Here is a 22,150-nt window from a genome sequence, read left to right on the forward strand (position 1 = left end):
CCATGGCCACCGAGTCCGCTCCCGATCCTCTGGTGCCCGCCGACGTGGATCTCCGTGATTTCCCGTTCACCCCGATCTTCCGGTCGCGCCTGTTCGGCTCGACGTTCCACGCCCGCACCAGCGATGGGGAATGGAGGGCCGGCGTCACGCTCTGGCTGAAGTCCTGGGATCAGGTTCCCGCCGGCACGCTCCCCGACGACGACATCGACCTCTGCCGGCTGGCCGAGTTGGGCCGGGACATCAAGACGTGGCGCAAGCTGCGGGCCGGCGCGCTCCATGGTTGGTTCCGCTGCTCCGACGGCCGGCTGCATCACAAGGTGGTGGCCGAGGGCGTGATGGAGGCGTGGGAGCGCAAGATTTTCCAGCGGTTCAAGACCGAATGCGCCCGGATCAAGAAGGCCAACCAGAGGGGTGCCGCCCTGCCGATGCCCACCTGGGAGGAGTTCGCCGCCGCCTTCGGAATCGCGGGACAAAGGGGCGATGTCCCCAGGGACACGGGCGCGGAGTCTCCGGGGACAAGCGAGGAATGTCCCGATCCCGTCCCCTCTCATGTCGTCGAGGACGTCCCCGCGCCGTCCCCAGGGAAACGCGCTCCAAGAGACAGGGATAGGGACAGAGACAGGGATAGGGAAGAAGGAAGTTCCAGAGTCGTAAAATCCTCGGCTGGCGGGCTTCGCGCAGGCGCGCGAGACGATGCCCGCCCGCCGCCCGATGGCTCGGAGGCTGGGATTTCCGCCGTCCAGCGAGGTGTCACGGCCGCCTTCGAGCGCTGGTTCGGGGATCAGGACCGACCGTTTGCCCCGGCCGACGACGAGCTTTTCGCCGCCTGGATCGCCGCCGGCGCCGAGCGGGGCCTGTCGCCCGCCGACACCGCGTCGGCCGTGGTCGAGGAGGTCCACCGCCAGTTCCAGCGCCTGGAGGCCAAGGGCTCCGGCCAGCCCCGCAGCCTGCGCGCTGTGCTCGACGACGACGTTCGCCGCGCCATCGCCGCCGCTCGCCCGGCCAAGGCCAGCAAGCCGCCCGCCACCGTGCCGGAACCTTACGCCGGTCACTTCGAGCCGGTCGAGTACGAGCGCTGGATCGCCCTGTGCCACGTCCAGGTCATCGACGGCGTCGGCTGCATCGCCGCCCCGAACCGGATGCACGCCGACTGGCTGACCCAGCGCCTGGAGCCCAAGCTCCGCCTCGCCCTCGGCGTCGACACGGTCGAGGTCGTCATCGCCACCAGCACCCCAGCCGGGAGGGATGCCGCATGAGCGTCGCCATCGCCAATCCGCCCCAGCCCCGCCGCCGTGTACCCGAAGGCCTGCGCCGCGCCCTGCCGATGCTGGTGCTGGTCCGTCGGATGACCGATGCCGCCATCGCCGCCGAGTGGGGGCTGGAGGCTTGGCAGGTCGCGTGCTCACGCTCCAAGCTCGGGCTGCCGAACCATGCGGGATGGCCCTGCTCCGACGACACCCTGCGCGGGCTGGTGACGGCCGAGCGGCTGACCGACGCCGAGATCGGCGAGCGCTACGCCGTCGGAGCCCGGACCGTCGAGGTGCATCGCCTGCGGCTGGGGTTGCGTCGTCCACACGATCCCCGACCCGAGGCGCGACGCACCGTGGTCACGATCCGCCGGCCGGAGCCGTCACCGCTTGACAGGGCGCTTGATGGGCTGGGGCGCAGGGTTCAGCCGGGCCGTCACGGAAGCTGGATGCTCGACGGGCGGCATGTGGGGGTTGTCGAGGTGCTTCGGGCCGGTGGTGTTGCCTGAGCCGTGCCCCATTGCGGATCCCTTGGGGACCGAAGTCCTTAATCGTACCAGCGGCCGAAGCCGCGGGCGTGGCGGTTGGGTCTTCCGCCCTCAACAGGCAACCCGGCGAGTGTAATTGTCCGGCCGTGTCATCGCAACGGCGGCGCCCGCAACACCTGCGAACCTATTGAGAACGCGCCTACCACGATCGAAGGTCGTAGGCATGGCGCTCACTCCGAAGAAAGCCCAGTTCGCACAGGAATACCTCGTCGACCTGAACGCGACGCGGGCGGCCACGGCTGCCGGCTACAGCGCGCGCACCGCGAAAGCGCAGGGCGCACGGCTGTTGACCGATGTAGACGTGCAAGCCGCCATCCAGGCCGGACAGGCGAAACGCTCGGAACGGACCGCCATCACCGCCGACCGCGTGCTGGTCGAACTCTGGGGCATGGCGACCGCCGACACGAACGAGCTGGTCGAGCACCGGGTGTGCTGCTGCCGGTTCTGCTGGGGCAAGGGCCACCTCTACCAGCGCACGCCCAACGAGATGCGGCAGGCACGCGCCGCCTATGAGCGAGACCTGAAGGCGGCCCAGAAGCAGGAGCCCCCCCCCGACCTGATTCCGCCCTTCGACGAGGCCGGCGGCGAGGGCTTCAACGCCACCCGTGAGCCGCACCCGAACTGCCCGGAATGCTTCGGCGAGGGCCACAGCCGGCCCGTCTTCCGCGACAGTACAACCGCATCCGCCGGCGCCAAGGCCCTCTACGCCGGGGTGAAGACCACCCGCGACGGCTTGGAGATGAAGCTCCACCCCAAGGACAAGGCGCTGGAGCTGCTCGGCCGGCACCTCGGCATGTGGAACGACAAACTGGAGATGTCCGGCGAACTCAAGGTGAAGGCGATGAGCGACGCCGACCTTGACGCCCGGATTGCGGAGTTGGCGGCGCGTGGCCGGAAAGGCGGTGGGGCATGAGCGCCGACCTGACCCGCACCGAGCGGGAGGAACTGCTGATCCTGCTGGAGGAACGGCGCCGCCGCCAGGATCAGCGCCTGTTCTTCTCGCTCTACCCCGAGACCGATTCCGTCTGGCCGGGCTCCACCATCATGAAGGGGTTGGTGACCGAGGGTCAGCTGCTGCACGCGCGAGAGAAATACCCCCGGCACCTGGAGTTCTTCCGGGCCGGCGCGTCGTTCCGCGAGCGCTGCGCCATGTGCGCGAACCGCGTCGGAAAGACCTTCGGCATGGGCGGCTACGAGACCGCCGCGCACCTGACCGGCCTGTATCCGGACTGGTGGGAGGGGCGGCGGTTCGCGACTCCGATCTCCGCCTGGGCGGCCGGCAAGAAGAACGAGACGACCCGCGACATCCTCCAGCTGACCCTGCTCGGCCAGGTCGCCCAGGACGGTTCCCGCAAGGGGCTGGACGGGCGCGGCGTCATACCCGGCCACCTGTTGAGCCGCCCGACCTGGAAGCAGGGGGTGCAGGACCTCGTCGACACCATCAAGGTCCGGCACGTCTCCGGCGGCTGGTCGGTGCTGGGCTTCAAGAGCTTCGACCAGGGGCGCGGCGCCTTCGAGGGCACCGCCCAGCACGTCGTTTGGCTCGACGAGGAGCCGCCCATGGACGTCTACGGCGAGGTGCTGATCCGCACCGCCACGACGCGCGGCATCGTGATGATCACGTTCACCCCGCTCGAAGGCATGAGCGAGGTGGTGATGCAGTTCCTTCCTTCCGAGATGAGGCTCAGCGAGAAATGAACGACCTCCCCATCTACCAGTGCCACAAGCGGGTGCAGGCCGCCGAAATCCGTCAGATGGATGTCGCCAACGGAACCGTCCGGGTCTATTGGGAGTTGCTCCCCGGCGGCCCCGAGTACATGGCGCCGACCGTCGCCGTCCCCAACGGCTTCTTCGCCCGCTCCACGCCCGCGCTGGGCGACTACCTCGTGATCTACGACGACGGCTACATGAGCCACAGCCCGAAGGCTGCGTTCGAGGCGGGCTATCAACTGGCGCCTCCGGTTTCGCCGGGCTGCGGCAACCCCTGTGTTGCGCCGACGAGCGGCCTCGACTTCGGCGCCGCCATCGCCGCCCTGAAGGCGGGCAAGCGCGTGGCCCGCGCCGGCTGGAACGGTAAGGGGATGTGGCTGGCTCTCACGCCCGGTTCCTCGATTCCGGCCGAATTCGCCCGCAGCGGCGCATGCAAGGCCCAGGTCGAGGCGGAGGGTGTGAAGGAGGTGGCGATCCTCCCGCATATCGACATGCGCGCGGCCGACGGCAGCATCGTCATCGGCTGGCGAGCCAGCCAGACGGACATGCTCGCCGACGACTGGCTTTTGGTCGGTTGACAGGAGGCGCGCCCATGGAGTCCTTGCCCGCGCTTCGCCTGACCGAGCCGCGCCCGACTTTCCTCGGCGTGCCGGTCCCGTTCCGTTCCTTCCTGCTCGCCAGCACCACGCCCCTGTGGGCGGCGACCGTGTGCCGGGAGGGTTGACGCGATGCTCCACCTCGTCGCCTTCGCCCTGCTGCTCCTCCTGCTGGCCGTCGCCGTCCCGTTCCGCCGGATCCTCGCCTCGGGCTGGCTGGCGCAGCACGACCGCCGCCGCTCCAGCCAGACCATCGCCCGCATCCGCAAGAGCGGGTGGGTGGCGTTCTTCGCCGTGGGAGGCTGAGCATGTCCGTCAACATGAACCTCCAGTCCTGCCGCGACTGCGGCGCCCGGCCTGGCATGCCGCACTTTGACGGCTGTCCGCTGGATGGCGTGCTGCAAGCGGTCGCCCCGCTCCCGTCGCCGAGCGTGCCGCCGTTCTCCAGCACCACAGCGCAGCCGGCGCCGCCACCGCCCCCGCCGAAGTATGCCGTCGGCACTCCGCAGGCCGACGCCCTCCACCACGCCATCCGGCACATGGGGGGCTGAGGTCATGCCGGCGATCAGCGATTCCCGCTACCTCGTGCAGGCCGGCTGGGACGATGTGCCCCATCTCGACGCCGACACCAAGCGCGAACTGCTGGCCTCGACGCAGCCCTACCTGCGCGACGCCCGCTCCAAGGGCATTCCGTCGCTGGGGGCCGGCGCCATCTACCCGGTGCCGGAGAGCGAGGTGATGGTCGAGCCGTTCGTGCTGCCCGCCTACTGGCCGCGTGCCTATGGCCTCGATGTCGGCTGGAACCGCACCGCCGCCATTTGGGGCGCCCACGACACCAACACCGATACCGTCTATCTCTATGCCGAGCACTACCGGGGGCAGGCCGAGCCGTCCGTCCATGCCGCTGCCATCCGGGCGCGCGGCGACTGGGTGCCGGGCGCCATCGACCCCGCGTCGCGTGGCCGCTCCCAAGTGGACGGACAGCAGCTCCTCCAGAACTACCTCGACCTCGGGCTCAAGCTGACCAAGGCCGACAACGCGGTGGATGCCGGAATCGACGACGTCTGGATGCGGCTCGCCACCGGCCGGCTGAAGGTGTTCCGGACCTGCCTCAACTGGTTCGCGGAGTACCGGCTCTACCGCCGGGACGAGAAGGGCAAGATCGTCAAGGCCAACGATCACCTGATGGACACCACCCGCTACCTGATCCGCACCGGGCTGGGGCTGGCCAGCGTCACGCCCGCACATGCCCGCACCGCCATCGCCCATCAGTCCATCGGAGACGCCCATGCCGGGTATTGACATGCCCCTCGCCGACGCGATGGACGAGCAGCAGGCGCAGGCCGAGGCGGTGCAGGCCCAGATGCGCCTCCAGGAGCGCGCCCGCCAGATCGCCAACGACCTCGACCGCTTGGCGAAGGACGCCATCAGCAAGCGCGTCACCATCGAGGACCGCTGGTACGCCGATCTGCGCCAGTACCACGGCCGCTACGACGCGGCCACCGAGACGAAGCTGCGTCAGGGCGATCGCTCGCGCCTGTTCGTGAACCAGACGCGACCTAAGACGAACGCCTGGAAGGCTCGGCTTTCGGACCTGCTGTTTCCGACCGACGACCGGAACTGGGGCATCCAGCCGACGCCGGTGCCGGAGTTGTCCACCGCCGCCAAGACGCCGGAGGACCACCCCGATCCACAGCAGGCGGAGGCCGGCCAGCAAGCGCGCCGGATGCTGGAAGAGGCGCAGGCCCGCGCCGACGCCATGCAGTCGGAGATCGAGGACCAGCTGACCGAGAGCCGTTACGGCATCCACGCCCGCGAGGCCATCGATGACGCCTGCCAGCTTGGCACCGGGATCCTGAAGGGGCCGGTGGTGGACAGCCGCACGCGACGCAGTTGGGGCAAGGTGCCGGTAGGGGGGCCGGACGGACAGCCGCTGGCGGTCGATGCGCTGGTCGAGGTGCAGGACCCACGCCCGAAGTACACCCGCGTAGACCCGTGGCGCCTCTACCCCGATCCCAACGGCAACCGGGTGGAGGAGTGCGAGTATTTCTTCGAGCTGCACCTCCTCACGAAGACGGAACTGCGTCGGCTGGCCAAGAAACCGGGCTTCTCGGCTGACGCCATCCGTCGGTTGTTGCGCGAGGATTCCCGCGAAGCGCCGCCGCCTTGGATGGCGCAGTTGCGCTCCATCACCGACGGCGACCAAGCCTCGGTCGAGGGCAAGTTCACGGTGTGGGAATACAACGGCCCGCTGACGGCCGAGCAGTTGCGGTGCCTCTACATGGCGCGGGGCGACGCCGGAGCCGCGGCGGACTACGACGAGATCGACCCGCTCGACGAGGTGCAGGCCGTCGTGTGGTTCTGCCAGAACGAGGTCCTGAAGTTCGGGATCCACATCCTCGACAGCCAGGACCCAATCTATTCGGCATTCTGCTTCTCGCGCGACAAGGGCAGCTTCTGGGGGCACGGCGTGCCGTCGCTGATGCGGGACACCCAGGCGGCCATGAACGCCGCATGGCGCATGATGATGGACAACGCCGCCCTCTCGACCGGGCCGCAGATCGTCATCGACCGCAACAAGGTGGAGCCGGTCGACGGCAATTGGGATCTGAAGCCCCGCAAGGTCTGGTACGCCAAGACCGACAGCATCGGTCAGCAGGGCTTGCGGTCCGTCTTCGAGACCTACCCGATCGACAGCCGTCAGAGCGAGTTGCTGAACATCATCAAGATCGCCAAGGAGTTCGTCGATGACGAGGTCAGCTTGCCGCTGATCTCCCAGGGCGAGGCAGGCGCGCACCAGACGCAGACCGCGAACGGCATGTCGATGCTACAGAACGCGGCCAACGTCATCTTCCGCGACGCGGTGAAGGACTGGGACGACGAGGTCACGACGCCCAACATCCGTCGGCTCTACGACTGGAACATGCAGTTCAACCCGAAGGAGTCGATCAAAGGCGACTTCGAGGTCGACGCCCGCGGCACGTCGGTGCTGCTGGTCCGCGAGGCGCAAGCGCAGAACCTGATGGCCATGTGCCTACAGTTCACGGCGCACCCGGTGCTCGGGCCGCTGATGAAGCCGGTGCAACTGCTGCGCAAGACGGTGCAGGCGCACATGCTGTCGGCCGACGAGTTGGTCAAGACCGACGACGAGATCGCCAAGGAGCAGCAGGCCCAGCAGGAAGCGCAGGACCAACAGCAGGAGGACCCGCGCGCCGCCATCGAGATGCAGAAGATCCAGGCGGACATGCAGCGCGCCCAGCTCGACGCCCAGACCAAAATCCAGGTCGCCGAGATCAACCGCGAGACCGAACTCGTCAAGCTGGCGGCTCAGCAGAACCTCACCATCGAGCAGCTGCGCGCCAAGGTGCAGATGCAGGAGACCGACCAGGCGCACAAGGAGCGCATCTTCGCCGCCGAGGTCGGCTTCAAGGATCGGCAGTCAGCGAAGGAACTCGCCGCGCAGGCGTTGCCCGCACCGGCTTCCGCCCAACCGTCAGAGCCCGCCGCCGGCACGAGGTTCGCGCCGTGACCAGGATCGACCAGCATTCCGCCACATGGGCGGCCGTCACCGCATGGGCGGAACGTGAGCGCGCCTCCATCCGCGACCAGATCGACAGCCCGGCCACCTCGCACGACCACACCCAGGTGCTGCGCGGCCAGCTGGCCGCCATCGCCGACCTGCTCGCCCTCGCCGAGGAGCGCCCCGCCATTGCCATCACCCAGGAGACCTACGGGCTATGACGACGAACACCACCCCGCCGGCCGACGGGCAAGCGGCCACCACCACGGATGCGGCGGCCGACAGCTTCGAGGCGGCCTTCGCGGAGTTCGCCGGGGCCTCCAGCACGGGCACCGAAGCGGACGCTGGCGTGGCTGCTCAAGCCGACACCCCCGCCACGACCGACGGCGATTCGACCGGCGGCGAGCCGTCGCACGTCGGCGAGCGACCCGCCTCCACCGATGAGGTAGGCGCGCCCGAAAGAAATGAACCCGGAAGGGGTGGAAATGCCCCGGAAGGAGACCTATGGTCATCCGCAAGCGAGCAGCAGCGGGCCGCCTACGAGGCCGCCCAGGCACAGCTGAAGACGCTGGAACACGACAGCCGCTCCAACCGGGGCCGCGTCTCGTCCCTGCAGCGTGAACTCGACACCGTCAAATCCCAGTTGGCCGCCCTGCAAAAAGGGGCCGCCGGTTCGACGGGCCAGGACCAAGGCGCCACCGAGGCCGACATCCGCCGGCTGCAGGAGGAATACCCCGAGGTCGCACGCCCTGTCCTCAAAGAGCTTTCGTCGTTGCGGACGCAGCTCTCCGAAACGCAGGCGCGCCTCAACCAGCGGGACTCCACGGAGGCTCAACGGGAGCGGGAACAGGCCCTCGACCGCGAGGAACAGGCCCTGGCCCAGCAGCACCCGGACTGGGCGCAGGTGGCGGCTTCCTCCGCGTTCAGCGACTGGCTGAAAACCCAGCCCCGCTACGTGGTCGAGGCAATCCAGCGCAACGGAGAGGCCATCCAGGACGCGGCCGAGGCCGGCGACATCATCGCCCGCTTCAAGGCCCACCAAGGGGTGGCAGGCACAGCAACGGCGGCACAACCCGCGTCCGGAGCCATGGCAACGGGCGCACCCGCGAACCTCGCGGCCCGCCGGCAACGCCAGCTGGAGTCAGGGGCTGCGGTCACGAGCCGAGGCGCAGGCCCGGCCGGCGGACCGCCCGACGACTTCGAGGCAGCGTTCAACTACTTCGCCGGGAAGAAGGGTCGCTAACCGACAGGGCACCGCCCCATGGCCACCGGTCAGACCACCTACGGCGACATCAACCAGCGCACCGCCGCGTGGGCCGCCTCCGAAATGCTGAAGCACGCCGAGCCGGTCATCGTGCTCGGCAAGTTCGGCATGACGAAGCCCATGCCGAAGAACAAGGCCGACACGGTGAAATTCCGCCGGCCAATCCCCTTCCCGGCGGCGACCACGCCGCTGGTGGAGGGTGTCACCCCCAGCCCGCAGAAGATGGCCTACGAGGACGTCCCGGCGCAGCTGAAGCAGTACGGCAAGCCGACCGAGATCACCGACGTCGTCGATGACCTCGCCGAGGACCCGGTCCTCAAGGACGCCTCCATGCTGGCTGGCGAGCAGGCCGCTCTCACCGTCGAGATGGTGACCTACGGCGTGGTCAAGGCCGGCACCAGCGTCTTCTACGCCAACGGCTCCAGTCGCTCGGCCGTCAACACGCCGATCAGCCTGAACAAGCAGCGGGCTATCACCCGCTTCCTGAAGGCCCAGAAGGCGCAGAAGCTCACCTCCATCCTCGACGGCAGCCCGAACTACGGCACCAAGCCCATCGAGGCGAGCTATGTCGCGGTCGCCCACACCGACCTGGAGTCGGACATCCGCGGCATGGCCGGCTTCATTCCCGTCGCGGCCTACGGCAGCCGCAAGCCGGTGTGCCCGGAAGAGATCGGTTCCGTCGAGGATGTCCGCTACGTCCTGTCGCCCGAACTGTCCTCGTGGCCGAACGCCGGCGGCGCCGCCGGCTCGATGGTGACGACGAGCGGCACCAGCGCCGACGTCTACCCGGTGCTCTACCTGGGCAAGGAGGCGTTCGGAACCGTCCCCCTCAAGGGCGCCGGCGCCATCACCCCGATGGTCCTGAACCCCGGCAAGCCGGACAAGTCCGATCCCATGGGGCAGCGCGGCTACGTCAGCTGGAAGACCTACTTCACCGCCGTCATCCTGAATCAGAACTGGATGGCGCGCCTCGAAGTCAGCGTCACCGCCCTCTAACCGGCTCGACACGGGCCGGCTCGCTCCGGCCCGTCGCTCCCCCTCGCGACGAAAGACCATCCCATGGCCAGCAACATCCGCACCGGCACCGTCAACGGCACCGGCGCCGCCATCAACGTCAGCCTCGGCTGGCAGCCCGACTACGTGAAGGTGATGAACATCGCCGACGCGGGGGCGCTCGACGCCATCATCGAGTGGACCGTCGACATGCCCGCCGCCGCCGGCATGAAGTACCTGCGCATCGTCGACAACGCCACCACCACCAACAAGAGCCACGCCTACGTGACCTCCGGCGGCATCAGCGCCTACGCCGGGAGCGCCTCGGCGGCCGAGGGCTTCACCATCGGCACCGACACCGACCTCAACGCGTCCGGCGAGAAGATCGTCTGGATCGCGATGCGCAGCCCGCGCGGCTGATCCTCCGGGCCGCTCTGGCGGCCCACCCCTTCGCACCGCCTGGAGCACCGCCCGTGTCCAAGGACATCACCGTCAAGATCGCCACCGCCACCGTTGAACAGCTCCGCTACCACGCAGGTGTGGTGCTGGGGCTGGATCTCGGTCCGAACCCCAACATCAAGGCTGAGACCCTGCGCGCCAAGATCTCGAGCGCCGGATATGGCCGCGACGAGATCGTCGTGCCCGACAGCCTGGGCGATGCGGGCGAAACCCCCGCCGCCGATCAGGTGCCGGCCCATGCGGTCGATCCCGGCAGCTACCAGCGTGGTCCGCGCGCCCAGATCCTCATCGAGCGTCAGGAAGGGCCCGGCGGCGACCGCGGCGTGTTCGTCGCCGTCAACGGCAAATCGATCATCATCCCACGCGGCAAGCCCTGCGACGTCGGCGTGCCCTACGTCGAGGCCCTCCAGAACGCCGTCCAAACCGTCTACGACATGGACGACGAGGGCAACATCAGCTCGCGCGACGTTCCGCTCTACCCGATGCGCGTCCTGTCCATGCCGGCGGCGGCCTGATCGGAGCGCCGGACCATGGCCACCTTCCTCGAACTCTGCCAGATGGTCGCGCGTGACAGCGGCACCGTCTCCGGCGCGCAGCCGACCAGCGTGACCGGGCAGACGGGCCGGCTGGCGAAGATCGTCAGCTTCGTGTCGCAGGCGTGGACCGACATCCAGAACAGCCGCAGCGCGTGGGAATGGATGCGGGCGGAGTTCGAGGGCGTGACCATCGCCGGCACCGGCGAATACACGCCGGCCGCCTGGAACATCGCCGACCTCGCCGAGTGGATCGTCGAGCCCGGCTCGATCACGATCTACGACCAAGCCGTCGGCCCGGCCGATGAGGGCGAGATCGAGGTCATCGGCTGGCAGTATTACCGCCGCCTCTACGGCCGGGGCGTCCAGACCGCCATGCGTCCCATCGCCTGCGCCATCAAGCCCAACGGGTCGCTGCTGCTCGGCCCGGTACCGGATGGCGTCTACGTCGTGCGCGGCGAATACCGGACCGTGCCGCAGGTTCTGGCCGCCAACGGCGACGTGCCGACCCTGCCGGCCCGCTTCCATGAGGCGATCAAATGGCGCGCCCTCCAACTGCTGGCCGAGCACGACGAGGCGCCCACCGCCATGACGACCGCCGCTGTGAACTACGCGCGCGTGCTGGCCGCCCTGGAGCGCGACCAACTGCCCCAGGTCACCATCGGCGGAGGGCCGCTCGCGTGAGCCAGACCACCGCGCACTTCTCGACCGTCGGCGGCCTCGACCTCGTGACCCCCGCCATCAAGCGCGACCCCGGCGCCGCGATCGGCGGCGTGAACTACGAGCCGCGCCTGGAGGGCTACACCCGCGTCGCCGGCCATGAGCGTGTCGACGGGCGCCCGCTCGCCTCCACGGCCTCCTACTGGGTGCTGCCTTTCACCACCGGCGCCGGCGCCATCACCGAAGGGCAGACCGTCACTGGCGCCGCCAGCGGCGCCACGGGAGAGGCGCTGATCGCCGCTGTGATCGAGAGCGGCACCTATGGCGCCGGCAGCGCCGCCGGCTATCTGGTGCTGACCGCTGTGACCGGGACGTTCCAGAATGGCGAGGCGCTGAAGGTCGGCGGCGTGACCAAGGCGACCGCCGCCGACACCGCGACCGAGCGCGGCGCCACGAACGACCCCGACGACCAGGCGTGGCTGCGCGACGCCGTCGAGACGCAGCGGGCCAAAATCGGGGACGTGCCTGGTTCCGGCCCGATCCGGGGCGTCTGGGGCTACGGCGGCAACCTCTACGCCTTCCGGAACAACGCAGGCGGCACAGCCTGCGTCATGCACAAGGCGACGGCCGCCGGCTGGGTGGCGCAGGCGCTGGGCAGCCGCGTGAAGTTCACGGATGGGACGGGCCTCATCACCGAGGGCCAGACGGTCGCGGGTGGGACCTCCGGCGCGACCGGCGTCGTTACGCGTGTCGTGGTGCGCGAGGGCGATTGGACTGCGGGCAACGAGGCGGTCGGCCAGCTGGTGTTCGCCACCATCTCCGGCGCCTTCCTCAACGGCGAGGAGCTGCGCGTCGGCGGCGTGAAGAAGGCCGTGGCCGATGGCGCCTCGTCGACGATCACGCTGCTGCCCGGCGGCCGCTTCGAATTCACGACCTACAACTTCACCGGCCTCGCTGGCGCCGCCCGCATGTACGGCTGCGACGGCGTCAACCCGGCCTTCGAATGGGATGGCGTGGTCTTCGCGCTGATCCTGACCGGCATGACGGCGGACATGCCCCGCCACATCGCCGCCCATTCCAACTACCTGTTTCTCGCCTTCGACGCCTCGCTCCAGTTCAGCGGGCTGGGCTCGCCCTACGAGTGGTCGGTGCTGGCCGGCGCAGGTGAGCTGTCGATCGGCGAAGCCATCACCGGCTTGGTCGCGGGCTACGCCGGTACGCTGGTCGCCTTCGGCCGCAACCGCATCGGCATCCTCTACGGCACGGTGTTCGGTGGCGGCACGAGCGCTGACGGCGACCTGAAGATCATCACGGAGGAGGCCGGTGCGGTCGAGTGGTCGGTGCAGGCCATGGCGCAGCCGATCTTCCTGGATGACCGAGGGGTGCGCAACCTCGCCAGCGTCCAGGAGTTCGGCGATTTCCAGGCCGGCACCCTGTCGCGTCTGATCAAGCCCTACCTCGACGCCAAGCGCCGGGCTGGCGCCACGGTGGTGTCCAGCCTGCGCGTGCGCGACCTCAACCAGTACCGGCTCTTCTGGTCGGACGGGACCGGGCTGGTGATGGATCTCAGCGGCACCGGCCCGGCCTTCATGCCGCTCGCCCTTGGCCGCGTCGTTCGCTGCGCTGTGTCGGTCGAGGGCGCGGACGGGGCCGAGCAGCTGTATTTCGGCTCCGACGGCGGCTTCGTCTACCGGCTCGACAGCGGCACCAGTTTCGACGGCCAGCCGGTCGAGGCCTATGTGCGCCTCGCCTTCAACCACCTCGGATCGCCGACGCTCAACAAGCGCTTCCACAAGGCGACGGTGGAGATCACGGCCGCCCCGAACACGACGCTCTACGCCTCGGCTGACTTCGATTACGGCAATCCCGATCTGCCGTCCGCCGCCGAGCAGGGCTTCGACGTCGCCGGCCGCGGTGGCTTCTGGAATGAAGCCGCCTGGAACGAATTCTACTGGTCCGCTCCAGTGGAGGGGCTTGCCGAGGCGTACATCGACGGCTCCGGCACGAGCATCTCACTGGCGATCGGCACCGAGGCGACGCACGAGGATCCGCACACCATCCACGGCCTGACCTTGCACACCTCAGCGCGGGGCCTGAAGCGATGACCAACGGCTTCTTCAACCACGACAATCCGGAATCGCGCCGCACGCTGGCGCGGGCTGAGAGCATCAACGCCACCTTTCAGGCGGTTCAGGACGGCTTCGACAAGCTCCCGACCGAGGATCAGCTGAAGCAGGGGCGCGCGACCTACGGCACCGACAGCGGCGCCGCGAACGCCTACGTCGTCACGCTGCCCTACGCGCCTGCCGCCTACACCGAGGGCATGGAGATCGTCTTCCGGCCGTTGGCTGCGAACACAGGCGGGCCGTGTACGGTCAATATCGTCGGCGTGTCCGGGCTGCTGGGCGTGAAGAGCATCAAGCGGCAGAACGGGGACTCGCCGCTGGCTCTCGATCTGGTCGCCGGAGGCCCGACCACGCTGCGCTACGACGGCACCACGTTCCGGCTGGCAGGCATCCAGGGCGGCGACATCGTGGCGGCAGCGAGCAGCGCGGCGGCGGCCCTGGCCTCAGAGCAGGCGGCAGCCGGATCAGCGGGCGCGGCGGCGGGCAGCGCCGGTGCTGCCGCGTTGAGCGCCGGAGCGGCGGCGGGATCGGCCGGCGCTGCTGCCGGCAGCGCCGGAGCGGCATCTTCCTCGGCGGGCGCGGCGGCGGGCAGCGCCACCGCAGCCGCCAACAGTGCGGTCCTCGCCGACCAGAACGCGTCGGCAGCCGGTGGCGCCGCCCCGTCCGCGCGCTTGTCCTGGGACGCTGGGACGTCGGCCACCGATCCCGGCGCCGGCAAGGTCCGCGTCAACAGCGCCACGCTCGCCAGCGTCACCGCTCTCCACATCTCCGAGACCGACGCCGCCGGCGCCAACCTCGCCGCCGTCTTCGCCTCATGGACCGCGTCGACGAACGCGATCAAGGGGCGGCTGCGCATCGCCCATCGCCTGAACCTGACCGTCTGGCTCGAAGCCGACGTCACCGCCGCGACCGACAACGGCGCGTGGTGGACGTTGACGCTCGCCAACCCGACCGGCCCCGGCGGGCTCGTCGCCGCCGATGTCGTGGCCGTGTCGGTCGCGCGCGCGGGCAACGTCGGTGCCGACGGGTTGTTCACCGCCGCCACCGGCGCCGAGGCCGCCACCGGCACCAGCACCACCAAGGCCGTAACACCGGCAGCCCTTGCCGGCTGGCTCCCGAACCTGACCGAGCTGACCGCGCTGAACATCGATCGGGAGGCGGACCGAATCCCCCTCTACGATGCGTCCGGCGCCGTGGTCCGGTGGGTGCGGCCCTCCAGCCTCGGTGGCCTCCGCTTCGCGGGGGTGGTGACGAAGGCGTCGGCCTACACCGTCACCACCGCCGATGCCGGCGTACTCATCCTGGCGTCCGGGACCTGGACCCTCGCGCTGCCTGCCGCCGCGAGTGCCGGCAATGGGTTCTCGATCCTGCTCAAGAACACGTCGTCGGGCACGATCACGGTTGATCCGGCGGGCAGCGAGACCGTCAACGGCAGCGCGACGATAGCGGTCCCGCATGGGGCATCGGCGATCCTCGTTTGCGACGGCGCGGGATGGCAGGCCATCGGTATCCCCGCTACGGATGGTAGCTGGACTTGGGACCCGACACAGATCGGGACCGGCTTGACGCTATCGTCTGCCAATACCGTTGTTTCTACAACAAGTTATGGCTCCGCTCTTGGCAACACCGCCATCACCGGCCTCAAGTATTTCGAGCTGACGGCGCTTGATGCGGGGGCCGGACAAAGGATTGCTGGCGTGTGTGTTGCTGGCGCGGCCCTGACGAATACAGCATTCATCGGAAACGCGCGGGGTTACGGGTACAACAGCAACGGCACCAAAGCGAACAGCGCGTCAGGAAACTCATTCGGCGCAACGTATACAACCGGTGACGTTATGGGGTTTGCAGTCAACACCAACACGCTCGGCATTTGGGCTGCAAAGAACAATGTGTGGCAAGGCGGTGGCGATCCTGTAACGGGGGCAAATCCCATGTTCACGCTGTCGCCCGGCGTCTATTACCCGGCCGGTTACATGGACGGCACAAGCGGTGCCCAATCCTGGAAAATCAATGCCGGGTTGATCTACGCGCCGCCCGCCGGCTTTACGCCGCTTTGAGGTGACTTCTCCCATGGAAATCTTCGAGAAAATCCGGACCTTCGACGCGGCCACGCACCGGCAGGCTGCCGCCTACACCGACACGCCGGACACGGACAACAACCGGGTCGTCCGCGTGTGGGCCATCGAGCCGATCCCGCCTGAGGAAATCGCCGCCGCGCTCGCGACTGCTCGTGCTGCCGCCGTGCTCGCCAACAACGCCGCCGCCGGCCGGGCGCGCGAGGCCTACCTGACCGCCGTGCCGGGACAGGCGACGACCTACGCCGCCAAGCAGGCGGAGATGATGCGCTGGGTCGTCTCGGGCCGCCTGGCCGACGTGACCGCCGATGCCTACCCGTGGGCTGGCGACCGGGCGCAACTGCGCGCCGTTACCGTCGCCGAGGTGCTGGCGGAGTGGGAAGCCGTTACCGCCGCCTGGGAGACGGTAGGCCGCCAAATCGAGGCCGAGCGCGAGCGCGTCAACCTCGCCATCGAGGTGGCCAGCGACATGCCGGCGATACAGGCGGCGCGGGACAGCGCGGACTACCCGTCGCCCGATCCGTCCTGACCCAACACCTACCCGCACACCCCGTTCGCAGATCTCCATGCGGAGTCCATCATGTTCGATCATCCCACCGACAACGCTGCCGCCGCAGTCACCCTCACCGCACCCGGCTGGGCTACCTTGCTCGCCGACGTCAACGCGGTGCTGACCACCACGTCGCTGCTGCTCGGCATCGCCTTCCTGCTGTGGCGGTGGCACCGCGCGAACCGCACGGGAGTCGACCAATGACCAGCCCCGTATGCGCCGCTGCCGTCGATCTGGTGAAGCATTTCGAGGGGCTTTACCTGACCGCCTACCGCTGCCCGGCCGGGGTGCCGACCATCGGCTTCGGTCACACCGCCGGCGTTACCGAGGCGGACATCGGACGGCGCCGGATCACCGCCGCCCAGGCGGACGCCTTCCTGTCCGCCGACCTGACCGCCGCCGCCGGACAGGTGGATGGGTTGGCCAGGGTGGCCCTGACTCCCGATCAGCGCGGCGCGCTCGCCTCCTTCGTGTTCAACCTCGGGGGCGGCAGCCTCGCCAGCTCGACACTGCTCCGGCTGCTGAACGCGGGCGACTACCAGGGGGCCGCCGGCCAGTTCGGCCGCTGGGTCTACGCCACCGTCGACGGCGTGCCGACGCAACTGCCGGGCCTCGTCAGTCGTCGCGCGGCCGAGGCGGCGCTGTTTCGGTCGGTCACCATCCCGGCCGTCCCAACCCCGCCGCTGGCTATGCCGCAGATGGGCCTCGCTCCGGCTGGGGCCGAGCGGAATCGGGTGCGTACCATACAGCGGATCGTCGGCGCCAAAGTGGACGGCATCTACGGTCCGGCCACCCACGCCGCCGTGGCGCGGTGGCAGGCCGTCCACTTCCTCAAGGCCGATGGGATCGTCGGGCCGAAGACGGCTGCGGCCATGGGCATTTCCTGAAACGGAGGGCACTCATATGAACCTCGCCACCATCAAGCGCGGCGGCATGCTCGCCGGTAAGAAGCGGTACCTGTTGCTGGCGGCGGTCCTCGTCGGGCCAGTCATCAGCTACCTGACCGGCGACCTCGACCTGCAAGGCCTGCTCGTGGCGACGTTGCAGGCGCTCGCCGGCTCTGCCCTGAACTGAGGAGGGCCACCCCATGGCCTACAGCCCAGCGAACGGCGGTGGCGCCACCTGGACGCCCGAGGACGACAAGGTTGATGCCGAGGTCTCCCGGATCACGTCCAAAGGTGGCCCGCTCATGCAGCAGGCCAAGACCGACGGGCTGGCGACGGCCCAGCGGCGCGGCCTGTTGAACAGCTCGATGGCGGTCGGCTCCAGCCAGGCAGCGGTGCTCAATGCCGCCCTGCCGATGGCCGCCCAGAACGCGGCGCAGACTGCGCAGAAGAACCTTTCGACGCAGGAATACGGCCAGAGCCGGGGGCTCCAGGAACAAAAATTCGGCTACGACAAGGACCTATCCTACCAGGACTTCCAGCAGAAATCGAACCTGTCCGACCAGGATTTTCGCCAGAACTCCTACCTGTCCAATCAGGGCTACCAGCAGAGCCGGGGCCTGCAAGAGCAGAAATACGGCTATGATTCCGCCCTCTCCACCCAGGACGCCACCCAGAAGGCGGGGCTCACGCAGCTCCAAGGCCAGTGGGATTCGCGCCTCCAGGGCGAGAAGGCGGCGACGGACGCGGCGCTGTCGGATCAGGATTTCCGCCAGAAACTCGGGTTGCTGAACGTTGACAACGCGTCGAAGGAGAAGATCGCCTCCTGGAACGTCTCGCAGTACGAGAAGGAGCGCGCGATGTCGGCGCTTACGGCCATGGAGCAACTTTACTCCAGCCAATTCAACGCCCTCGCCAACAACACCGAACTGCCGGCCGAGGCGCGCAACCTGTACCTCGGCCACATCGCCAGCCTGCGCGAGAGCAGCCTCAATCTGGTCGAGCAGATGTACGGGATCGACCTCAACTGGGCGTCTCCGGCCGCCCCAGCCTCACAGGTGTAAGCCATGGCGGACGAACGAGGGAGGGTGTCCCGGCAGGGTTTGCTGGTTGCAGAGCAGGCCGGGCGCGGCGGCGATCGTGTGCTCGGGCATCTGACTCCGGGCGAACTGGTGGTGCCGAAGTCCTGCCAGTCGCCGGAGCTGATGGAGGCGTTCGCCAAGGCCGCGCATGAGCGGGGACTCAACCCGAACCGCTTCATCGTCGGTTCGGAGGAGGCCAGCCGCAACCCCAAGACGGGTTTGGAGGAGTTCCTCGAAGGGGAGAGCGGCGGCGTGGGCGACACGGGCGGAGGTGGCGCGAGCGGCAGCTCCTCGTCAGGGTCGAGCGGGAGTGCTTCTCCGGGAAGCAACTCGAACGGCGCCGGCCCCATGGGCGGCGAGAACGCAGCGCATGGCCAGAACCAGTCATCGACGGCCGCTCGCGACGCGGCCTATGGCGCCGACGGCACAACAGACGGCGGCGGAGGATTCTTCTCGGATCCAATGGGGGTTCTTGAAGGAAGGCTTGCTGTGGACGGAAAGAATCCTGGGGCACTTGGCCTTGGCGTTGGCTTGCTCGGCGGACCGGTTGGGCTCGGGGTGAGCTATGGGCGCGAAGCGGCCGAGGCGATTGGCGGCATGATTGACCGGGGTTTGGCGTCCATCGGGCTCGACAGCACGGACAAGGGCTTCTCCGGTCCTGGCGATCCAGCCGGAACGACCGCTGGCGCCGGGCGGCTCGCTCCATCCACTGAGATCCGTCTACGCGCTCGCCGCGGCCTACTGCCGTCACGGAGGTCCTAGTGATCCGTCCCGCCAAGTTTGTGGATATCCTCCGCCTCGCTGAGCTGGCCGTCGAGATGCACGCGCGCAGCGTCTACGCCGATCGTGCGACGCTGGAGATCGACCGCTTCAAGAAACTGTGCGTCCCGGCCATCCAGAACCACGGCAAGGGCTCGTGCCTGTTCGTCGCCGAGACCGGCGGCCGGGTCGAAGGCTTCATCGTCGGCGTGATTGACCGGCTCTATGGCATCAGCCGGGAATTCTATGCCACCGACCTCTTCTTCTACGCCAGTCCAGCCGCCGATGTGCGCGCCGCCTCTCGGCTCGCCGACGCCTTTCTCGGCTGGGCGGAGGCGGTGCCGAGCGTGATCGAGGTGCGGCCGGGCGTGTCCGGCGCCATGGAGGCGTGGGGCCGGGCCGGGAAGCTCTGGGAACGCAAGGGATTGCGCCTCGACGGCGCCATGTATGTCAGGAGGCTCGGATGAGCGGTGTGGTGAAGGGTGTCGGCAAGGTGTTCAAGAAGGTCGCGTCCGGCGCGTCGAAGATCCTGCCGGTGGCGCTCGCCGCCGGTGCCGTGATGTTCACGGCCGGGAACGCGCTGGGCGTCACGTCGAGTTGGGGTGATGCGGTCAAGAGCGTGACCGACAGCCTGGGGGCGGGCAGCACGCTGTCGAACGTCCTCAGCGGGGCGATCACGAACGCTGGGTATGGGGCGGTTGCCGGGGCCGCCACCAGTGCGCTATCCGGCGGCAGCGCGATGCAGGGCGCGCAGTATGGCGCGGCGGCCGGCGCAGTGCTGGGCGGGGCCAAGGGAGCCTACGACAGCTACGCCGGAACCTCGCCCACCACGGCCGCGACCGAGGGCGGCGGGGGCGCAGCGACCGATGCGCGGGTGGACGCCAGCCCGCCGGCCAGCGACGCAGCGCAGGGCGGCGGCGGCAGCCTGATGCGCACCAACCAGCCGGGCTCGACCGCGACCTCCGCAGCCTCGCCCAGCAACGCCGCCACCGGCGCACCGTCCAGCACTACCTCGGCGGCGGCGAACCCCGGCGTCCTCGACAAGGGTGGTTGGGTCGAGCGCAACGGAACGCTGGTCGGCAACACCCTGACCGGTCTCGGCAAGGGGCTGCTGGCCGCCGACGGCGACGCCCAGGTGAAGGTGCTCCAGCAGCGGTCGGAGATCGTCCGCAACAACTACGGCGCCCCGCGCACTGGGCTTCTGACCGCCAGCAACGCGCAGCAGGCTTCTGCCGCCCAGGCGCCCGGCATGACGCCGCAGCAGCGGTTCAGCCAGGCCGGCGTGATGGGGCAATACGTCTACGACCCTGCCACCGGCCGCTACACGCTGGTGCAGCAGCAGGCTACGGCCTGAGGAGAAACATATGGCAGGACTTCTCAGTGCCCAGCAGGCGCAAGCCGCCCCGTCCGGTCCGCAGCGGCCTCCCGCCGGGGTGTCGGCCGGGACGCCTTCCGCCGGTGGATCGCTGCAACAGCAGGGCGCTTCCGATCAGGGCGGCGCGCAGTACGACCAGCCCAACGTCACGCCCGAGGAGCAGGCGCAGTACGACCAGTTCATCGATCGGGCGTTCCGGCTCATTTACGATCAGAAGAGCTTCCCGACGATCTTGAAGCGCTTGACCGCCACGCCCGATCCGGTCGAAGGGCTGGCGGCCGTCGTCGTGATGGTGGTGACCCGGCTGCGCGACTCCGCCAAGCAGCAGGGCGTCGAGATCAGCCCGGACGTGCTCTATCACGGCGGCGCCGAGCTGCTGGAGGACGTCGCCGACACCGCGGCAAAGGCTGGCATCTACCAGTACACCCCGGAGGAGATGGAGAAGGCTCTGTATCGCGCCCTCGACCTCTACCGGACGATGGAGCGGCGCGGCGGTGGCGACCCGAGGCCCTACCAGCAGGACTGGGATGCGCTCATGCAGGCCGACCAGCAGGGGCGGCTGGGCGAGATGCTGCCGCAGCTCGGGCAGGGCGGGCAGCCGCCGGCCAACCAAGCACCGCCGTCGCGCGGGCTCCTGCGTCAGCCGCAGCAGGGAGGGATGTGAGATGGCGGGCTTGTTGAGCGCGCTCGGCGGCACGTTGGCCGGCATCGGGCAGGGCATGACCGATCAGGCGGCCGAGGACGGGAAGGCCAAGCGCGAGGCGCGGCTGATGGAGTTGCAGCACGGCTATCGCATGACGGAGATGGGCGCGCAGCAGCAGTTCCAGGCCGGCGAAGCCCAGAAGGGACGCGACTTTCAAGCGGGGCAGTCCGACCTCGACCGCAAGTTCCGAACGGGTGAGCGCGAGGCGTCGCAGACCTTCCAGGCAAGCGAAAGCGAGAAGTCGCGAGGGTTTCAGGCGGGGCAAGCCGGCGCCGACCGGGCGTTTCGCGCGGGGGAAGCGCAGAGGGGCCGCGACTGGGAGCGCGAGCGTCTGGGCATCGCCAACGAACAACAGACTCAGCGCGACGAGCGGCAGTTCAGTCGGGAATTGGAGAAGATCGACCGCACAGCCGACGCCAAGGCGCGGGCGCGCCGGGACCTCTACGGCGACACCTCTGGCCTCAACGCCGACGATCAGCGCCAGTTCAAGGCGCTCGACGGGCTGTATGGCGACGATCCGGAGAAGATGCGGCAGGCCCTGGCGGCGTCCGGTAACCCCCGTCTGGCGGCGTTGGCGCAGGGTGGTGGGCAGGGTGGCTCCGGATCGAGCGCAGCGAAAAAGGCCCAGATGAGCGCCGATGACAAGCGGGTCTATGACTCGGTCGTGGAGCGCTACACGGATCCGATGTTGAAAAAGACCGACTGGGGCGCCGTCGGTCGCGACCTTCAGGCTGGGGGGCGTGACGATTTGGCCGCCTTCGCGTTCGGCTCGCCTGATCCGCAGGGCTGGGAGCGGCTGGAGATTCCGAAGGATCTGCGGCCTCCGGCGCGCGGCGGCAGTGGGGGTGGCTCGCCCGCCAACCGCGCCCAGACGGGGAATGTCGGCAGCCCGGTGGTGCAGCCATCATCCGCCGGTCAGCCGGCCGGCAATCCCCCATCCGGTAAGGGGACCCAGGCGGAACCGTTCCAGGCCGCGTCGCAAGCCGATATCGAGTGGTTCAAAAACTTGGCGCCGAAGGGTGCCGTGATCGTCGTCAACGGCAAGCCCTACGTGAAGTGAGATCGG

The 22,150-nt window shown here is 68.9% G+C and carries 28 protein-coding genes; all 28 read left to right on the top strand.

Translation table 11 applies throughout. From position 1 onward, the window contains the following. The first annotated feature begins 2 nt into the window (after nt 1-2). The gene (locus tag J2847_RS20455; RefSeq protein ID WP_209780696.1) at nt 3-1,256 is read left to right on the top strand and encodes a DUF1376 domain-containing protein; all 1,254 of its coding nucleotides are present in this window, start codon (nt 3-5) and stop codon (nt 1,254-1,256) included. Next, entirely contained in the window at nt 1,253-1,756 is a 504-nt protein-coding gene (locus J2847_RS20460) for a hypothetical protein (RefSeq protein WP_209780697.1), read from the top strand. Before J2847_RS20455 ends, J2847_RS20460 begins: the two co-directional genes overlap by 4 nt. A 202-nt stretch (nt 1,757-1,958) precedes the next feature. After that, nucleotides 1,959-2,708, top strand: a complete 750-nt coding sequence (locus J2847_RS20465; protein WP_209780698.1) for a terminase small subunit — start codon at nt 1,959-1,961, stop codon at nt 2,706-2,708. After that, entirely contained in the window at nt 2,705-3,493 is a 789-nt protein-coding gene (locus tag J2847_RS20470) for a terminase large subunit domain-containing protein (RefSeq protein WP_209780699.1), read from the top strand. Before J2847_RS20465 ends, J2847_RS20470 begins: the two co-directional genes overlap by 4 nt. Then, complete coding sequence (locus J2847_RS20475; protein ID WP_209780700.1) at nt 3,490-4,083, top strand: DUF2829 domain-containing protein; 594 nt, start codon at nt 3,490-3,492, stop codon at nt 4,081-4,083. The genes J2847_RS20470 and J2847_RS20475 overlap by 4 nt, the downstream gene beginning before the upstream one ends. 14 nt (nt 4,084-4,097) lie before the next feature. Beyond that, nucleotides 4,098-4,229 (top strand): hypothetical protein, encoded by a 132-nt coding sequence (locus tag J2847_RS34665; RefSeq protein WP_267912550.1) that lies wholly within the window; start codon nt 4,098-4,100, stop codon nt 4,227-4,229. A gap of 4 nt (nt 4,230-4,233) precedes the next feature. Continuing rightward, entirely contained in the window at nt 4,234-4,407 is a 174-nt protein-coding gene (locus J2847_RS20480; protein WP_209780701.1) for a hypothetical protein, read from the top strand. 2 nt (nt 4,408-4,409) lie between these two features. After that, nucleotides 4,410-4,652, top strand: coding sequence for a hypothetical protein (locus tag J2847_RS20485; protein WP_209780702.1), 243 nt, complete (start codon nt 4,410-4,412; stop codon nt 4,650-4,652). Nucleotides 4,653-4,656: 4 nt separating this feature from the next. After that, a complete protein-coding gene (locus tag J2847_RS20490; RefSeq protein ID WP_209780703.1) occupies nt 4,657-5,403 on the top strand; it encodes a hypothetical protein in 747 nt (248 codons plus the stop codon). Further along, nucleotides 5,390-7,630, top strand: a complete 2,241-nt coding sequence (locus tag J2847_RS20495; RefSeq protein ID WP_209780704.1) for a portal protein — start codon at nt 5,390-5,392, stop codon at nt 7,628-7,630. The genes J2847_RS20490 and J2847_RS20495 overlap by 14 nt, the downstream gene beginning before the upstream one ends. Next, on the top strand, nt 7,627-7,842 hold the full coding sequence (locus J2847_RS20500) for a hypothetical protein (RefSeq protein WP_209780705.1): 216 nt from the start codon (nt 7,627-7,629) through the stop codon (nt 7,840-7,842). Before J2847_RS20495 ends, J2847_RS20500 begins: the two co-directional genes overlap by 4 nt. Beyond that, complete coding sequence (locus tag J2847_RS20505) at nt 7,839-8,864, top strand: hypothetical protein (RefSeq protein ID WP_209780706.1); 1,026 nt, start codon at nt 7,839-7,841, stop codon at nt 8,862-8,864. Before J2847_RS20500 ends, J2847_RS20505 begins: the two co-directional genes overlap by 4 nt. A gap of 18 nt (nt 8,865-8,882) precedes the next feature. Continuing rightward, nucleotides 8,883-9,881, top strand: coding sequence for a N4-gp56 family major capsid protein (locus J2847_RS20510; protein WP_209780707.1), 999 nt, complete (start codon nt 8,883-8,885; stop codon nt 9,879-9,881). A gap of 63 nt (nt 9,882-9,944) precedes the next feature. Next, nucleotides 9,945-10,298, top strand: coding sequence for a hypothetical protein (locus J2847_RS20515; protein WP_209780708.1), 354 nt, complete (start codon nt 9,945-9,947; stop codon nt 10,296-10,298). A 53-nt stretch (nt 10,299-10,351) separates the two neighbouring features. Beyond that, nucleotides 10,352-10,852, top strand: a complete 501-nt coding sequence (locus J2847_RS20520; RefSeq protein ID WP_209780709.1) for a hypothetical protein — start codon at nt 10,352-10,354, stop codon at nt 10,850-10,852. Nucleotides 10,853-10,867: 15 nt separating this feature from the next. Continuing rightward, nucleotides 10,868-11,554 carry a phage adaptor protein gene (locus J2847_RS20525; protein ID WP_209780710.1) on the top strand — a complete coding sequence of 229 codons (687 nt, stop codon included), beginning with the start codon at nt 10,868-10,870 and terminating at the stop codon, nt 11,552-11,554. Then, the gene (locus tag J2847_RS20530; RefSeq protein WP_209780711.1) at nt 11,551-13,635 is read left to right on the top strand and encodes a hypothetical protein; all 2,085 of its coding nucleotides are present in this window, start codon (nt 11,551-11,553) and stop codon (nt 13,633-13,635) included. Before J2847_RS20525 ends, J2847_RS20530 begins: the two co-directional genes overlap by 4 nt. Beyond that, nucleotides 13,632-15,713 carry an SPRY domain-containing protein gene (locus J2847_RS20535; protein ID WP_209780712.1) on the top strand — a complete coding sequence of 694 codons (2,082 nt, stop codon included), beginning with the start codon at nt 13,632-13,634 and terminating at the stop codon, nt 15,711-15,713. The genes J2847_RS20530 and J2847_RS20535 overlap by 4 nt, the downstream gene beginning before the upstream one ends. A gap of 13 nt (nt 15,714-15,726) precedes the next feature. Then, on the top strand, nt 15,727-16,260 hold the full coding sequence (locus J2847_RS20540) for a hypothetical protein (RefSeq protein WP_209780713.1): 534 nt from the start codon (nt 15,727-15,729) through the stop codon (nt 16,258-16,260). Between the two features lie 51 nt (nt 16,261-16,311). Further along, a complete protein-coding gene (locus tag J2847_RS20545) occupies nt 16,312-16,485 on the top strand; it encodes a hypothetical protein (protein ID WP_209780714.1) in 174 nt (57 codons plus the stop codon). Next, on the top strand, nt 16,482-17,168 hold the full coding sequence (locus J2847_RS20550) for a glycoside hydrolase family protein (protein WP_211114803.1): 687 nt from the start codon (nt 16,482-16,484) through the stop codon (nt 17,166-17,168). Before J2847_RS20545 ends, J2847_RS20550 begins: the two co-directional genes overlap by 4 nt. Before the next feature lie 16 nt (nt 17,169-17,184). After that, nucleotides 17,185-17,355, top strand: coding sequence for a hypothetical protein (locus J2847_RS20560; protein WP_209780715.1), 171 nt, complete (start codon nt 17,185-17,187; stop codon nt 17,353-17,355). A gap of 13 nt (nt 17,356-17,368) precedes the next feature. Next, entirely contained in the window at nt 17,369-18,229 is an 861-nt protein-coding gene (locus J2847_RS20565; protein WP_209780716.1) for a hypothetical protein, read from the top strand. A 3-nt stretch (nt 18,230-18,232) separates the two neighbouring features. Further along, entirely contained in the window at nt 18,233-19,009 is a 777-nt protein-coding gene (locus tag J2847_RS20570; RefSeq protein ID WP_209780717.1) for a hypothetical protein, read from the top strand. After that, nucleotides 19,009-19,473, top strand: coding sequence for a hypothetical protein (locus J2847_RS20575; RefSeq protein ID WP_209780718.1), 465 nt, complete (start codon nt 19,009-19,011; stop codon nt 19,471-19,473). Before J2847_RS20570 ends, J2847_RS20575 begins: the two co-directional genes overlap by 1 nt. Next, nucleotides 19,470-20,360 carry a hypothetical protein gene (locus J2847_RS20580; protein ID WP_209780719.1) on the top strand — a complete coding sequence of 297 codons (891 nt, stop codon included), beginning with the start codon at nt 19,470-19,472 and terminating at the stop codon, nt 20,358-20,360. Before J2847_RS20575 ends, J2847_RS20580 begins: the two co-directional genes overlap by 4 nt. A gap of 10 nt (nt 20,361-20,370) precedes the next feature. Further along, a complete protein-coding gene (locus J2847_RS20585; RefSeq protein ID WP_209780720.1) occupies nt 20,371-21,045 on the top strand; it encodes a hypothetical protein in 675 nt (224 codons plus the stop codon). Between the two features lies 1 nt (nt 21,046). Next, nucleotides 21,047-22,144: a hypothetical protein gene (locus J2847_RS20590; protein WP_209780721.1), complete on the top strand. Its 1,098-nt coding sequence runs from the start codon at nt 21,047-21,049 to the stop codon at nt 22,142-22,144. Nucleotides 22,145-22,150 lie beyond the last annotated feature (6 nt).

It is taken from the genome of Azospirillum agricola (assembly GCF_017876095.1).
GTDB classification, from domain to species: Bacteria; Pseudomonadota; Alphaproteobacteria; order Azospirillales; family Azospirillaceae; genus Azospirillum; species Azospirillum agricola.